The following is a 14,132-nucleotide window of genomic DNA, read 5'->3' as shown; positions in this document are numbered from 1 at the left end:
CCCCCACCCGGCCGCCCAATACCATTATTCTATGGGCGGCCGGGTGGGGGTGCGGGCCGGCACCGATGCACTTCCATGCATAAAAAACGCCAACTCGATCGCATCTTGCGGGTCCGCACCCTTCAACTGGGCATGACGCGCGCCGAGGAAGTCCGCGCGCACGCCAAGATCGCCAGCGAGGCCGATCTCGCCAAGCGCATCGCGTCGCTCGCCGACAGCGTCGCGCCGACGCCGACCGAAGCGGGAAGCGGCTTCTCGCTGGTCGCGGCCGCACATTTCCGCTCGCGCCTCCACCAATCGGCCGAGATGGCCGAGCATCGCCTGCGCGCCGCCGAAGCGGCCGCCGAACGTGCCGCCGAGGCGACGCGCGAGGCGAAGCGTGACCAGTCGGCCGTCGAGAAATTGATGGTCCGCGCCGACCGCGAAGCGGCGCTCAAGGCAATCCGCGCGCTCGAGGCGGCACCGGCCGTCCGAAAGATTCGGCACGATCCTTGCTAAATACCCCGCGGGGGCAGTGCACGCCTCCCGCACGAGGGGTTCATGACCGGTTTGACTCTATCCGCTTCCACGACTGTCGCGCTGCCCGCAAAGGGTGCCGCGTCCTCCCTGCTCGCCCCCGGCACGGTCGCCGATGGCGCTACGGGCGTGCCGAGCCTCGCCGCTTTCGTCGACCTGATGATCGGCAAGACGACCATCGCGCCGAAGGACGGGCAGACCGGCGGCGAGCGGCAGGATGATGCCACGACCGGCAATTCCTTGCCGCAACAGGACGACGACAAGAGCGATCCCGCGCTTGCCTGGTTGCTCTCGGTAGCGCCGATCGCTTTGCCCGCCGCGCCTGCGAAACCCATTGCGACTGGCGCGGTCACCGCGCCGCTTACCCCGATCCCGCAGCCTGTCTTGCCCTCGCTGCCGCTGGCGGTCGCGAGCGACGCGGGGCAGACCAAGCCTGGCGCGGAGTCTGTACCCCAGCAGATACTGTCCGAGACGCAATCGCAGCCGGCGACCACGCCGATTCCGGTGGCGCTCCAACCGAATACCGCCGCGCCGATCACGGTCGACCCGGCCCTTGCCGCAGCCGCCGACGCGCAGAGCAAGACATTAGCTGCCAAACAGCAGGCCCTTGCCGCCGACCGCTCCCCCGGATCGCAGGCCGCCGCACAGCCGATCCGCATCACCATGCCGCAAGCGGCACCCGTGACCCTGGCCTCGCTGGCCTCGGCCAACGCGCCGATGCCGGCACTGTTCGCGCTGGCGATGGCGCCCGAGCGCAAGCCCGCTGGCGAGGGCAGCCAACCCGGGGACCTGACCGCCGCCGCGACGCTGTTGACGCCGGCCGATGCCGTCCAGCTGGTCGCCAAGCCGGGTCAGGCTGAGCGCCAGGCGCTCGACATGGGTCGCCAGGATTGGCCGCAAAAGATGATCGACCGGATCGAGGCGCTGCGCGACGACGCCAATGCCAATGATACCTCGATCCGGCTCAAGCCCGACGCGTTGGGGCGAATCGACGTGTCGCTGCGCACGCATGCCGATGGCGCGGTCACCGTCCGCTTCGCCGCCGAGCAGCCGACCACGCGCGCGCTGCTCGCCGATGCCGCGCCGCAGCTCAATGCCGCGGCCGAGGCACGCGGCATCCGGCTGACCGGGACCAGCGTCGACCTGAGCGGCTCGGGCATGACCGGAGGCGATCGCCCGCGGCCGCAGGTCGAGGTCAGGCAGGACAGCAAGAATCGCCTCGCGACTGGCGGGGATGACGACATTCGGGCCGTCGATGACGGCCGTGTGGCTTGAACGGGGAAATGAACGATGAGTGACGAAACCAAGGCCGACACGCCCAAGAAAAAGGGCAAAGGCAAATTGATCATCCTGATGCTCCTGGCCGTGCTCCTGGTGGGTGGCGGCACGGCGGGCGGCCTGTGGGCGGCCGGCATGTTGGGCGGCGCCAAGGCGGCTGGGCCCGAAGGCCCCAAATTGGTGCCCAAGAGCGAGCAGAAGCGCACCAGCGGCGACGGCAAGGAAGGCGAGGGCGCCACATCGGTCGGCACCAAGCCGCCGTCGGGCAGCGGCGGCGACAAATATGCGTCCAATTATTACGCGATCGACAAGGACTTCACGTCGAACCTGCGCGACAGCCCGCATTACGTCCAGATCGGGATCGCGGTGTCGACGCCGTACGACGATTCGGTGATCGAGAACCTCAAGACCAACGAGATCGCGGTGCGCTCTGCGGTGCTGATGGCGCTCGGCGATTCGACCGAGGACGAGGTCACGACCGGTGACGGCAAGAAGCGTCTGGCGCAGCGATTGGTCCAGGCAATCAACGCCACGCTCAAACAAAAAGAGGGATTTGGCGGGATTAGTAACGTCTACTTTACCAATTTTGTTGTTCAGTGACCGGGCATGGTTAACGGCTCGTCATCCATATCCGACACGGACCGGCGCGAACGCCCTCGCGCGGCGGCGACACACGCCCCCGCGCTGGGCGGCGCCAATCTGAATCCGTTCGGCGATCTGCACACGCTGCAGCATCTCTCCGCTCGTCTCGCGCGGAGCCTGCGTGGCGTGTTCGAGCCGTTGTTGCGCCAGGAAGTCCGCTTGTGGGCGGAGCCGCTGGTGGTGCAGCGCTTCACCGATTACCGCGCCGAGCGCCCCGACGGCCTGACCGCCTGGGTGCCGCTGTCGATGACGCCGGGCACTGGCCAGGCGCTGTTGGTGGTCGACGGCAAGTTCGTGCTCGAACTGCTCGACATGTTCTTCGGCGGCACCGGCGCCGCGCCGCACGACATGCCGAGCGAATTCTCGCCCGCTGCGGAAGCGATGATCGGGCACCTTGCCGCGATCGTCGCCGAGCCGATGACGACATCGTGGGAGCCGCTCGCCAAGGTGAGCTTCTCGCCCGGTCGGGTCGAGGCCAATCCGTCGATGGTCGCCGGGCTCGACGGCGACGATCCGATGGTCGTCACCCGGTTCGGCATCGGCAAGCATCACGGCAAGCCGATCTTCATCGACATCGTCTATCCGGTGCAGTCGCTCAAGCCGTACACGCCCTCGCTGAATGGCAAGGTGCTCGGCGCCGCGCCCGATCCGGCGTGGCAGAATGGTCTCGCCAAGGCCGTGATGACGGTGACTTTCCCGGTCCGCTCGGTGCTTGCCGAACCGGTGATCAGCCTCGCCAAGCTGATGGAACTCAAGGAAGGCGACGTGATCCCGATCAGCGTCGCCGCCGACGTGCCGGTGATGGTGGCCAATGGCCGCCTTGGCACCGGTACCGTCGGCACGTCCAATGGACGCGCCGCGATCAAGCTCAATTCGCTCTCTCTCAATGTCGAGGAACTCGCATGACCGATTTGTCCGGGACCTTCCCGGTCGACGCCAATATGGCCGCCAATTACCGGCTGCTGCAGGATGTCGACGTCAAGCTCACGGTGGAGATCGGCCAGACCCGGCTGACGCTCCGCGAACTGCTCGCTCTGGGCGAAAGCTCGGTGATCGAGCTCGACCGCCAGGCCAACGAGCTGCTCGACGTGTTCGTCAACGGCACGCTGATCGGCCGTGGCGAAGTCGTCACCGTCGGCGAGCGCTTCGGCGTCCGTCTGACCGAGCTGGTCAGCCCAGAGAAGCGCGGCTGATGCTCTGGACGTATATCCTCAAGCTGTTCGTGCTGCTGCCGCTGGTCTGCGGTCTGATGGTCGGCTGTCTGTGGCTGTGGCGACGGCTCGAGAGCCGGATGCCAGGCCAGCCGGCCAACCGCACGATCAAGGTTCAGGAAACGATGATGCTGTCGCCGGGCCTGCGCCTCGCGGTGATCGAGTTCGAAGGGCAGAAATTGCTCGTGTCGGTCGGTCGCGGCGGCGTCCAGCTGATCGACAAGGCCGGGGGGCTGCCCAAGTGACGACGATCCGCCGCCTGAAGCAAGACGGCCCTTCGCTGTTCCGTGCGCCGGTCCCCGCCGCGCCGCGCCCGAAGAATGTCCAGCTGATGAAGCTGGCGCTGATCCTGCTCGCGTTCCTCGCCTTGCTGAGCGTTGCGATGCCGTCCTTCGCTCAGAGCGCGCCCGCCGCGCCGGCGACGACCACCGCTTCCTCGGCACCGGCCGCCGCGGCCAAGCCCGGCATCGGCGACGCCGTCGACCGCGCGCTCGGCCAGCTCGGCGGACCGGGGGCGGCTGCCGCGACCAATGGCGCTGGCAAGGCGCCGCTGTCGCTCAGCCTGCAAGTCCTCATCATCATGGGCCTGCTCACGATCCTGCCCGGGATCCTGCTGATGATGACCAGCTTCACGCGGATCATCATCGTGCTGTCGATCCTGCGCCAGGCGCTGGGATTGCAACAGACGCCGCCCAACCAGGTGCTGATCGGCCTGTCGCTGTTCCTGTCGCTGTTCGTGATGGCGCCGACGATCAACCAGATGAACACCCAGGCGATCCAGCCTTATTCCGCCGGCCAGATCGGCGGGACCGAGATGATCCAGCGCGCCGGCCAGCCGCTCCATGCCTTCATGATCAAGCAGACGCGGATGAAGGACCTGAAGATGTTCGCCGACATGGCGCATTCGGGCCCCTACAAGAGCTCGGTCGACGTGCCCTACACCGTGTTGCTGCCGGCCTTCGTCACCAGCGAGCTCAAGACCGCGTTCCAGATCGGCTTCCTGATCTTCCTGCCGTTCATCGTTATCGACCTGGTGGTCGCGACCGTGCTCATGTCCTTGGGCATGATGATGATGTCGCCGACGATCATCTCGATGCCGTTCAAATTATTGCTGTTCGTGCTGGTCGATGGCTGGGCGATGATGATGGGCAGTCTCGCATCGAGTTTCGCGACATGATGCCCGCCTGTCCGCCGCCCGCGCCGAACCCGTTCCGCGCGCCGCCGCCCGCCATGCCGAGCCGCCGGCCGATGCTGTGGCTCGCCTCCCGCCGTCATGCCAGCGCAAGCTGGCATCTCGTCGAGGGAAATATTGCACGAGACCCCAGCGTTCGCTGGGGTGACGATAAAACCAACTGGATCAACTGACGATGGATGCCGACTATTTCATCGGAGTGGCCGATCAGACGATGTGGGTGCTGGCGCTCGCCGCCGCCCCGGTGCTGATCCCGGCGTTGCTCGCGGGCCTGATCCTGGGCATGGTCCAGGCGGCGACGTCGATCAACGAACAGACGCTGACCTTCGTGCCCAAGCTCGCAGTCGTCGGCCTGTCGCTGCTGATCTTCGGCAGCCTGATCATGGGCCTGTTGACCGACTTCACGATCGATATCTTCCAGCGCATTCCCGACCTGGTGCGGTAAAAGGATGCTCGGCCTCGGCCTGAATATCGAGGCGCAGCTATGGGCGCTGCTCTTCGTGATGATCCGGATCGGCGCGGCGTTCGTCGCGGCGCCGGTGTTCGGCGCGGTGGCGGTGCCGTTGCCGGTGCGCGTCGCGCTGTCGGGCGCGATTGGCGTGCTGGTGCTGGCGGTCCATCCGATCGTCCCGCCCGCCGATATCTTTTCGATCGCCACCATTCTGAGCGCGGTGGCCGAAGCGCTGATCGGCCTCGCGATCGGCTTCATCCTGCAGATCGCGTTCGCCGCCCCCGCGGTTGCCAGCGAAGTGATCGGCACGTCGATGGGGATCGGGTTCGCCTCGGCGATCGATCCGCAGAACGGCCGCTCGACCCCGGCTTTGGGCAATTTCCTGTCGGTGCTGATGACCTTGTTGTTCCTGTCGGTGAACGGGCACCTCGTCCTCGTCGACATGCTGGTGCGCAGTTATACCGTGCTACCCCCGGGTGGCGCCTGGCTGTCGCCCGACCGGCTCAAGGACATCGCGTTCTTCGGCGGCTACACGTTCGCAGCCGGCTTGCTGCTCGCGCTTCCCGTCGGGTTCCTGCTGCTCTGCCTCAACATGATCGTCGGCATGGTCAGCCGCGCCGCGCCCAGCCTCAATCTGTTCGCGATCGGCCTGCCCGCCAGCCTGGCGGTCGGCGTCGTCGCGCTGGCGCTCGCGATGCCCGCGATGGGTGATTACATGCTGGTCATCGTCCAGGAAGGACTCGATGCCACGCAAAGCCTGGTGTTCGGCTGATGGCCGAGTACGAAGGCGACAAGACAGAAGCGCCAACAGCCAAGCGTCGCAAGGACGCGATCGAGCGTGGCGATGTCCTCAAGTCGCGCGAATTCGCCACAGCGTTGATCGTGCTCGCCGGTTGCGGCTGGATCGCGATGCTCGGGCCGCAGATGGTCAAAGCCTGCGAAGGGCTGATGACCGCGAGCTTCCGCTTCGGCCGTGCCGATATCGAGGATTGGTCGCCGATGCGGCCGCTGATCCAGGCCGGCCTCGGCTTCGCGCCGACGGTCGGCGGGCTGTTCCTGATCGCGATGATCGCGGCGGTGCTCAGCCAGGCGGCGTTGGGGTCGTTCCGCTTCAATGGCACCCTGCTCCAACCCAAATTCTCGCGGGTCAACCCGGCGTCGGGATTGAAACGCATCTTCGGTCCGACCGGCTGGATCGAACTCGGCAAGTCGCTGCTCAAGGTCGCCTTGCTCGGATCGATCGGCGCCTGGCTGATGTGGAAGACCGCGCAGCCGACCTTGGGCCTGTCGACCTCGTCCGACGTCGCCGGGGTAGTCGGCAATCTCGGCGGGACGTTCGTGTGGATCCTGTTCACGATGGCGGGTGGGCTGGTGCTGATCGCCGGCGTCGACCTGCCGATCCAGATCATCCGGCTGCTCGGCAAGCTCCGGATGAGCAAGCAGGAAGTGCGCGACGAGAACAAGGAAACCGAAGGCTCGCCCGAGGCCAAGCAGCATCTCCGCCAGCGTCAGCGCGAGATGAGCCGGCGGTCGGTCCGGAAAGCGGTCGCCACCGCCGACGTCATCCTGACCAACCCGACGCACTTCTCGGTCGCGCTGCGCTACGACCGCGTCAACGACAATGCGCCGGTGGTGGTGGCCAAGGGGCGCGGCACCACCGCGCTGGCGATCCGCGATGTCGCTGGCGACGAGAAAATCCCGATCCTCGAATATCCGATGCTCGCGCGCGCGGTCTATTATACCAGCCGCGAAGGGCAGGAAATCCGCGACGATCTCTACCCCGCCGTCGCTACTGTGCTCGCCTTCGTGTTCGGCCTCAATCAGCGCGCCGGCACGGTGCCGCCGGCGATCGACGTGCCGACCAGTGCGCGGTTCGACGAAAACGGCGTCAAACAATGACAGCTGAAACAGTCGTGGGGGAGTGGGCCGGCGCCGATCCAGCGAAGCTGAAAAAACGGCCCTAAATTTCGTTCCGGCCCGGTCGTTATATGATCTGACGCGCGCGGAGTAACGATCATGGTGACGACCAGCTCGACGACGAGCACCCCGACCCCAAGCCCTACGCCGAGCCCATCGGCGTCGAGCGTAATGGGTTCGGCCGCGCAGGCGCTGTTCAACTCGCTGTCGACCGGTTCGGGCGTCGATACCGCCTCGCTCGTCACCTCTTTGGTCCAGGCGCAATTCGCCACCAAGACCGACGCGCTGACTGCTCAGGCCGACGCGCTGACCGCGCAGATTTCGGGCGTGTCGACGCTCAAGAGCACGATCCAGCAATTCGCCACCGCGCTCAAGACGCTGACCACCAACGGTACCTTGCAGTCGCAGCCGCAAAGCTCGAACAACAATGTGCTGACCGCCAGCGCCCAGACCGGCGCGGCGCTGAACGGCCTGACTTCCTCGATCACCGTCAGCCAGCTCGCCAGCGCGCAAGTCGCGACGACCCAGGTCGCGGTCGCCGACCGCACCGCGGTGATCGGATCGGGCCAGCTGACGCTGACCTTGGGCAGCGCGACCTATTCGGCTGACGGCAGCCAGATGACCGGCTTCACCGCCGGCGCCGGCACGCCGGTCACGATCGACCTGACCGATTCGAGCCTCGACGGCATCGCTGCCGCGATCAATGCCAAGAAGGCCGGTGTGACCGCCTCGGTCGTCACCGATGTCGACGGCAAGGCCTATCTCTCGCTCAAGGGCGCGACCGGCACGGCGCAGGCCTTCACGCTCGCCGCGACCACCGATCCGACCGGCAACCTCGCCCAGTTCAATGTCAGCGTCGGCGCGACGGGCACCAAGATGTCGTCGGTCGCGCAAAACGCCAAGTTGACCGTCGACGGCGTGTCGGTCGAGCGCGCGTCGAACACCGTCACCGACCTGATCAACGGGGTGAAGCTGCAGCTGACCGGCACCAGCCCGGTCGCGGTGTCGCTGACCGCGAGCTCGCCGACCAGTGGCCTCAAACAGGCGATCACCGACTTCGTCGACAGCTACAATGAGGTGCTGAACACGATCAACACCCAGATCGACCCGCAGAACGGGCCGCTCAAGAGCGATACCGCGGCACGCGGGCTGATCAATTCGCTGCGTTCGCTGACGACGCGTTCGCTGCTTACCGGTGCGGCCGCCGGAACGCCGACAACCCTGGGCGAGATCGGCATCAAGACCAACCGCGACGGCACCTTGTCGGTCGACGACGCGGCGGTGACCAACGCGCTCAACAATTATCCGGCGTCGGTCGAGGCGATGTTCTCGTTCTCGACGTCGAGCTCGGACGGCATCACGGCGGCGATGAACGGCATTTCGCTGACCTCGACCAGCACGCTGTACGGCCTCGGCGCCTCGCTGACGCGCTATACCCAACAGCAGTCGGACGTGTCGAAGGCGAAGGACGATCTGTCCGACCAGTCGGACCAGATGAAGACCCGGCTGACCCAGCAATTCGCCAGCATGAACGCCAAGGTCGCCGCCTATAAATCGACCCAGGCGTTCCTCAAGACGCAGATCGACGCCTGGGCGAAGGGCGACAATTGATGGCCGGCTATGCGACCGCGCTCCGCGGCGATCCCGAAGCGACCTATCGCCAGATCGACCTGGTCGGCCGCACCGGCGAAGCGGACGGACCAGCGCTGGTCCAGTTGCTCTACGAGGAATTGGTCCGCGCGCTCCGCGTCGCCGCGCATGCCACCGAAAACCAGAACTACGCGCTGAAGGGTGAGAAGATCACGCGCGCTACCGCGATCCTGTTCGCGCTCGAGGCGGGGCTGGATTTCGACAAGGGCGGTGAAGTCTCGCACACGCTCGCGCGGCTCTATCGCGGCGCGCGCAACGCGATCGTCGATGCCAGCGTGGGACACGACGCGCAGCCGTTCCTCGAAGTCGCATCGAACCTCGAGGAAATCGCCCAGGCCTGGGCCCAGGCCCGCCGAGCTTGATACTCCCTCCGGCAAGTTGGTTGCCGCGCCATTAACCCTTTCGTGACCGGCGCCAGCTTAGGGTCGCGATCAAAGGAAGGACCCGATGGCCGAACTTCACCGACCCGTACGCACGATCCTGGTGGTCGACGACAGCCGCACCAATCTGAACGTCATCGGCAAGCGGCTGACGCATTTCGGTTATCTGACCGCGCTCGCCGATAGTGGCGAGGAAGCGCTCGACCTGATCGCCGTAAGAGGCTTCGATCTCGTCCTGCTCGACCTGGTGATGCCGAGGATGAGCGGACTCCAGGTGCTGACCGAATTGCGCTCGCGCCTCGAAACCGTCGATTTGCCGGTCATCGTCGTCACCGGACGCAGCGACCCGGAAGCGGCGGTCCAGGCGCTCGCCGCCGGCGCCGACGATCATGTCGCCAAACCGTTCGATTTCGACGTGCTGCACGCCCGCATCGAACGCACGCTTGCGCGCGCTCGCCGTGTTACTGACCTCAAAAGATCGAATGCCGCGCTCGATGCGCGGATCGCGGCGCGCGCGATGGAATTGGGCGAAGCCCGCGCCGAACTCGCCGACATCCGCGCCGACCGGCAGCGGCTGATCGTCTCGCTCCAGGCGCTGCACGACGAGGTCGAGCGGCTGCGGGCGTAACGAGCGGATAGGCATTAGCCCTCTCCCGCCTGCGGGAGAGGGTTGGGTGAGGGTCTTCTTCCTTCTTCCAGGCGTGTGCCGAGACAGAAGAAGAAAGAAGACCCTCACCCTCCCACCGCTTCGCGGCGGGCCCCTCCCTCTCCCGCAAGCGGGAGAGGGCTAGAAGGCGAGCCCCCCGCAGCTGGGGAGGAATTGGACTCAATTCCGCAACCCGATGTCGGCGTACCACTGGATCAGTCGTCACTCGCGATAGCATCCCGATAGGCGAACAGACCGGGGGTGCCGCCGGTCATCACGAACAGCACGTCGCGGTCCTGCCATGCACCTGTGCGCATGCCGTCGAGCACGCCGGCGAATGCCTTGCCGCTATAAACGGGATCGAGCAGCATGCCTTCGCTGCGCGCCATGATCCGCAGCGCGTCGACCATTGCGTCGGTCGGTATGCCATAGGCCTCACCGCGCTGTGACGCGTCGATGCGGATCGCGTCCTCGGCCAGAGTCCGGTCCGGCGCGATCAGGCTGAGCGCCGCGGAGGCGAGACGACGCGTCGCATCCATCGCCTTGTCGAGCGGCGCCAGCACCGTGAAGGACAGGATGCGGCGTGGATCGTCGCCCGCGGCGCTCAGCCCCGCCGCGAGGCCGGCATGGGTGCCGGAACTTCCGTTCGGCACGACGATCGCCGCGAAGCGGCGGCCGGCGGCTTGTTCTTCCTCGAGGATTTCCGCTGCGCAGACGGCATAGCCCAGACATCCGAGCGGCGAGGACCCGCCACTGCCGACGACATAGGCCTTGCGCCCGTCGCGTGCGAGTTCTCCGGCGCGCGCCTGCGCGGTCCTCAGCGCATCCACCTCGCCCGGCAGCCGACGCGCAGCCGCACCGAACAGGTCGTCGAGCAGCAGATTACCGTTCGTCCGATAGGCTTCGTCATGGCGCGGCACGACATCGCTCAGCATCAATTCGCAGGCGAGGCCGGCGCGTGCCGCCGCGGCCGCGCTTTGCCGTGCGTGGTTCGATTGCAAGCCGCCGGTGGTGATGAACGTGTCGCAGCCCTGGGCGATCGCCTCGCCGATCAGGAATTCGAGCTTGCGCAGCTTGTTGCCGCCACCGCCGACGCCCATGACGTCGTCGCGCTTGACCCACAAACGAGCCCCGCCCGTTGCCGTGCCGAGCACTTGCTCCAGGCGAGCCAGCCGCTGGATCGGCGTCGGGCCGTCGAGCAGCCGAAAACGCGGAAATTCCTCCAGCTGGCTTCTCATCTCTGCGACCATGTCCCGTCTCCGTCGCGCCTCAACCCCGCAGCCAATGCCGCCGGACAAAATAGCTTGTCACGCTCACCGCGGTCAGCACGCAGATCCCGACGATCGCATCGAATGCCCATGATTTGTCGGCGAGCCACAGCCCCTTGACGTTCATCCCGTACAACCCGGTCAGGAACGTCAGCGGCAGGAAGATCATCGCGACGATCGAGATGATCAGCGCGCGCTGGTCGATCTGTTCGGCGCGCAGGTCGGTCAGCGCTTCATGCGTCAGCGCCGAGCGTTCGCGGATGCTCTCCAGTTCCTCGGCCATGCGCGCCGCGCGGTCGGCGGCGGCCGACAGATGCAGGCGGTCGTCGTCGCCCAGCCAGCCGACCTGGAGCGTGCTCAGTTTTTCGATCGCCGTGCGCTGCGGCGCAAGGAAACGGCGATAGCCGATCGACTGGACGCGGACCCGGGTGACGGTGCGGCGCAACTCGAAGATCTTCTCATTGTCGAGCGAGCTCTCGCATTCGTCGAGATCGTCGCCCAATTGCGCGACATCGGGGTCGAGGTCGCTGGTGATCGCGGTGGCGAATTCGGTGATCAAGTCGCCGGGATCGCGCACCTGGCCAGCCTCGACGCATTGTTCGACCAGCTTGATCGCGTTCAATGTCTTGCGCGTGACCGAGATGACGCGCCCGCCGAGCGCCCAGATGCGGACCGAGGCGAGCGGGTCGGACGAGACCAATTCATCCTCGGATCGCCCGCGCAAATTGAGCAGTGCGCCGTCGCCAAACTGCTCACAGCGCGGACGCGTCTCGGTCGCGGTCAGCGCATCGACCAGATAATCGTCGAGCTTGGCGATGTCCCGCAGCCAGGCCTGGGCGTGCTCGTTGTTGGTCGTCAGATGGACCCAGACGAAGCCGTGCTCGATATCGAGCGCCTGCTTGATCTCGCACCGCGTCGACTTGCCGCTTTCGTCGACATGATAGGCGAAACCGCTCATTGCGCCATCTCCACAAACACGGTCAGCCCTTCTGCCGGATCAACGGGCAGCGCAACCGAAACGATCCGCGGTGCGTCGGCGCGGGCGCGGTCGAGGATCGCGGTCGGCACGTCGGGGGTGTGGACCACGCGATCGGCCTGGGCGAGCAAGCGCGCCTGGCGCAAGGTGAGATCGTCGGGGTCGGGGGAGGAGAGGCGGATCGCCTCGATTGCGCTCGGGCACGATGCGTCGCCGTGCCACGCATCGACGCTGGCCGCATCGGCGACCAGCGGATCGAGCACACCGCCTTCGCTCAGCGCCTGCGCCAAGGCGCGGCGGCGGGCATCCATATCGGGGAGCGACGCCTTGAGCCGCGCGCGAACCGCATACAGCGCGTCGGCGAGTCCACCCAGCGTCGTCGGCAGCAGTGATTCGAGCCGCTGACGCAGCGCCGCTGCCAGCCCCGCCGACGCCCCGCCCGTGCCGATCGCGACGATCACCGGCGAGCGATCGACGATCGCGGGCAAGGTGAAGTCGCACAGATCGGGGCGATCGACCGCATTGACCAACACGCCGCGCGCCTTGAGCCGCGCGACCGTCGCGTCGGGGTCCTCGAGCGCCACGATCGCCAGCGCCGCGTCATCTTTTTCGCCGACGATCGTCGCGCCCGCGCGGTCGAGCAGGCGGCGTTTGGCGTCCGCGCTGTCGCCCTCGCCGATCAGCATCACCGGCCGCCCCGCCAGCCGGAGGAAGACCGGCAGGCTGTGCAAGGTCACGCGGCAACCGTCCCGAGCCAGTCGGGGACATGTTCCTCGGACATCACGCGATAGGCCGGGATGCGCTCGGCGACGACGGCATAGCGGTCGCCGTCGACCATGACCTCGGGCACCAAGGCGCGGCTGTTATAGGTCGAGGCCATGGTCGCGCCATAGGCGCCGGCGGTGCGGAAGATGGCGAGGTCGCCTTCCTTGACCCGGTCGATGTCGCGCGCCTTGGCGAAGGTGTCGCCGCTTTCGCAGACCGGACCGGCGATATTGGCGACGAACCGCGCGCCGCTCGGCTTCACCGCGACGAAATCGTGCCAGGCATCGTACAGCGCCGGCCGTGCGAGGTCGTTCATCGCGGCGTCGACGATCACCCAGGGATTGGTCGGCGAGGGTTTCACCCAGATCACTTGGGTCAGCAGCACCCCGGCATTGCCGGCGATGACCCGGCCGGGCTCGAACATCAGTTCGACGTCCCAGTCGCGGGTGACGCGCGCGACCATCTCGCCATAAGCGGCGGGGCTTTCGGGCTTGTCCTCGGCGCGATAGGCGACGCCCAGCCCGCCGCCGAGATCGACGCGGTCGATGCGATGGCCGGCGGCGCGCAGATCGGCGACGAGCTGGCCGATCCGGCGATAGGTCGCTTCCATCGGCGCGACGCTGAGCAATTGGCTGCCGATATGCGAGGCGACGCCGCGCAATTCGAGGCCGGGAAGCTTCGACAGCCGATCATAGATGGCGGGCGCGTCGGCGATCGCGACGCCGAACTTGTTGTCCGCCTTGCCGGTCGAGATCTTGGCGTGCGTCCCGGCATCGACATCGGGATTGACCCGCAGCACGCACGGCGCCTTGATTCCGCGCGCGGCGGCGATTTCCGACAAAGCGACGCCTTCGGCTTCGAGCTCGAGATTGAACTGACCAATGCCGCGGTCGAGCCCCTGCGCCAGCTCGCCGCGGGTCTTGCCCACGCCCGAGAAGACGATATCCCGCGCCGGCACGCCGGCAGCCAGCGCACGTTCGAGCTCGCCGCCCGATACGACGTCGGCGCCATAACCGGCATTGGCCATCACCCGCAGCACCGCGAGATTGGGATTGGCCTTGATCGCATAAGCGAGATGGACCCGCGGCAGGTTTTTCAGGCCGTCGCGAAACGCATGCGCGTGCCGCTCGAAGGTGCGGCGCGAATAGATATAGACGGGAGTTCCCACCTCGGCGGCGATGCGCGCCATGGGGACGTCTTCGGCGTAGAGCTCGCCGTTTCTCAGGTTGAAATCGTCCAT

General features: G+C 66.6%; 17 protein-coding genes. 13 read left to right on the top strand and 4 right to left on the bottom strand.

All coding sequences use genetic code 11. The features are described 5' to 3' along the window. Positions 1-75 precede the first annotated feature (75 nt). The 13 genes from AC1DSD_RS21390 to AC1DSD_RS21330 all read left to right on the top strand — a co-directional run bounded on the left by AC1DSD_RS21390 (position 76) and on the right by AC1DSD_RS21330 (position 9,865). Positions 76-498, top strand: coding sequence for a hypothetical protein (locus AC1DSD_RS21390; protein WP_478032941.1), 423 nt, complete (start codon positions 76-78; stop codon positions 496-498). Between the two features lie 42 nt (positions 499-540). After that, entirely contained in the window at positions 541-1,791 is a 1,251-nt protein-coding gene (locus AC1DSD_RS21385) for a flagellar hook-length control protein FliK (protein ID WP_478032940.1), read from the top strand. Between the two features lie 15 nt (positions 1,792-1,806). After that, on the top strand, positions 1,807-2,394 hold the full coding sequence (locus AC1DSD_RS21380; RefSeq protein WP_478032939.1) for a flagellar basal body-associated FliL family protein: 588 nt from the start codon (positions 1,807-1,809) through the stop codon (positions 2,392-2,394). A gap of 6 nt (positions 2,395-2,400) precedes the next feature. Further along, a complete protein-coding gene (locus tag AC1DSD_RS21375; RefSeq protein WP_478032938.1) occupies positions 2,401-3,342 on the top strand; it encodes a flagellar motor switch protein FliM in 942 nt (313 codons plus the stop codon). Next, positions 3,339-3,629, top strand: a complete 291-nt coding sequence (fliN, locus tag AC1DSD_RS21370; RefSeq protein WP_066588837.1) for a flagellar motor switch protein FliN — start codon at positions 3,339-3,341, stop codon at positions 3,627-3,629. The genes AC1DSD_RS21375 and fliN overlap by 4 nt, the downstream gene beginning before the upstream one ends. Next, the gene (locus tag AC1DSD_RS21365; protein ID WP_066588835.1) at positions 3,629-3,892 is read left to right on the top strand and encodes a flagellar biosynthetic protein FliO; all 264 of its coding nucleotides are present in this window, start codon (positions 3,629-3,631) and stop codon (positions 3,890-3,892) included. The genes fliN and AC1DSD_RS21365 overlap by 1 nt, the downstream gene beginning before the upstream one ends. Positions 3,893-3,978: 86 nt before the next feature. Then, entirely contained in the window at positions 3,979-4,824 is an 846-nt protein-coding gene (gene fliP / locus AC1DSD_RS21360) for a flagellar type III secretion system pore protein FliP (protein ID WP_478032943.1), read from the top strand. Between the two features lie 190 nt (positions 4,825-5,014). Then, a complete protein-coding gene (fliQ, locus tag AC1DSD_RS21355) occupies positions 5,015-5,284 on the top strand; it encodes a flagellar biosynthesis protein FliQ (RefSeq protein WP_066812386.1) in 270 nt (89 codons plus the stop codon). A 4-nt stretch (positions 5,285-5,288) separates the two neighbouring features. Further along, complete coding sequence (gene fliR, locus AC1DSD_RS21350) at positions 5,289-6,062, top strand: flagellar biosynthetic protein FliR (protein WP_478032936.1); 774 nt, start codon at positions 5,289-5,291, stop codon at positions 6,060-6,062. Further along, on the top strand, positions 6,062-7,189 hold the full coding sequence (locus AC1DSD_RS21345) for an EscU/YscU/HrcU family type III secretion system export apparatus switch protein (protein WP_478032934.1): 1,128 nt from the start codon (positions 6,062-6,064) through the stop codon (positions 7,187-7,189). The genes fliR and AC1DSD_RS21345 overlap by 1 nt, the downstream gene beginning before the upstream one ends. Before the next feature lie 189 nt (positions 7,190-7,378). Then, a complete protein-coding gene (fliD, locus tag AC1DSD_RS21340) occupies positions 7,379-8,818 on the top strand; it encodes a flagellar filament capping protein FliD (protein WP_478032932.1) in 1,440 nt (479 codons plus the stop codon). After that, positions 8,818-9,219, top strand: coding sequence for a flagellar export chaperone FliS (gene fliS, locus AC1DSD_RS21335; protein WP_478032931.1), 402 nt, complete (start codon positions 8,818-8,820; stop codon positions 9,217-9,219). Before fliD ends, fliS begins: the two co-directional genes overlap by 1 nt. 85 nt (positions 9,220-9,304) lie before the next feature. After that, positions 9,305-9,865, top strand: a complete 561-nt coding sequence (locus tag AC1DSD_RS21330) for a response regulator (protein WP_478032929.1) — start codon at positions 9,305-9,307, stop codon at positions 9,863-9,865. A gap of 233 nt (positions 9,866-10,098) precedes the next feature. Here the strand turns inward: AC1DSD_RS21330 and AC1DSD_RS21325 are convergent, their stop codons facing one another. The 4 genes from AC1DSD_RS21325 to lysA are packed head-to-tail and all read right to left on the bottom strand — an operon-like array spanning position 10,099 to position 14,132. Further along, positions 10,099-11,133 carry a D-cysteine desulfhydrase family protein gene (locus AC1DSD_RS21325; RefSeq protein WP_478032928.1) on the bottom strand — a complete coding sequence of 345 codons (1,035 nt, stop codon included), beginning with the start codon at positions 11,131-11,133 and terminating at the stop codon, positions 10,099-10,101. A gap of 19 nt (positions 11,134-11,152) precedes the next feature. After that, a complete protein-coding gene (locus AC1DSD_RS21320; RefSeq protein ID WP_478032926.1) occupies positions 11,153-12,109 on the bottom strand; it encodes a CorA family divalent cation transporter in 957 nt (318 codons plus the stop codon). After that, positions 12,106-12,864 (bottom strand): precorrin-2 dehydrogenase/sirohydrochlorin ferrochelatase family protein, encoded by a 759-nt coding sequence (locus AC1DSD_RS21315; protein ID WP_478032925.1) that lies wholly within the window; start codon positions 12,862-12,864, stop codon positions 12,106-12,108. Before AC1DSD_RS21315 ends, AC1DSD_RS21320 begins: the two co-directional genes overlap by 4 nt. Next, positions 12,861-14,132 carry a diaminopimelate decarboxylase gene (gene lysA / locus AC1DSD_RS21310; protein WP_478032923.1) on the bottom strand — a complete coding sequence of 424 codons (1,272 nt, stop codon included), beginning with the start codon at positions 14,130-14,132 and terminating at the stop codon, positions 12,861-12,863. Before lysA ends, AC1DSD_RS21315 begins: the two co-directional genes overlap by 4 nt.

Source organism: Sphingomonas sp. P4_D12 (assembly GCF_056401895.1).
Note: the sequence above shows the minus strand (reverse complement) of the source record. Positions and strands in the feature narration are given on the sequence as shown.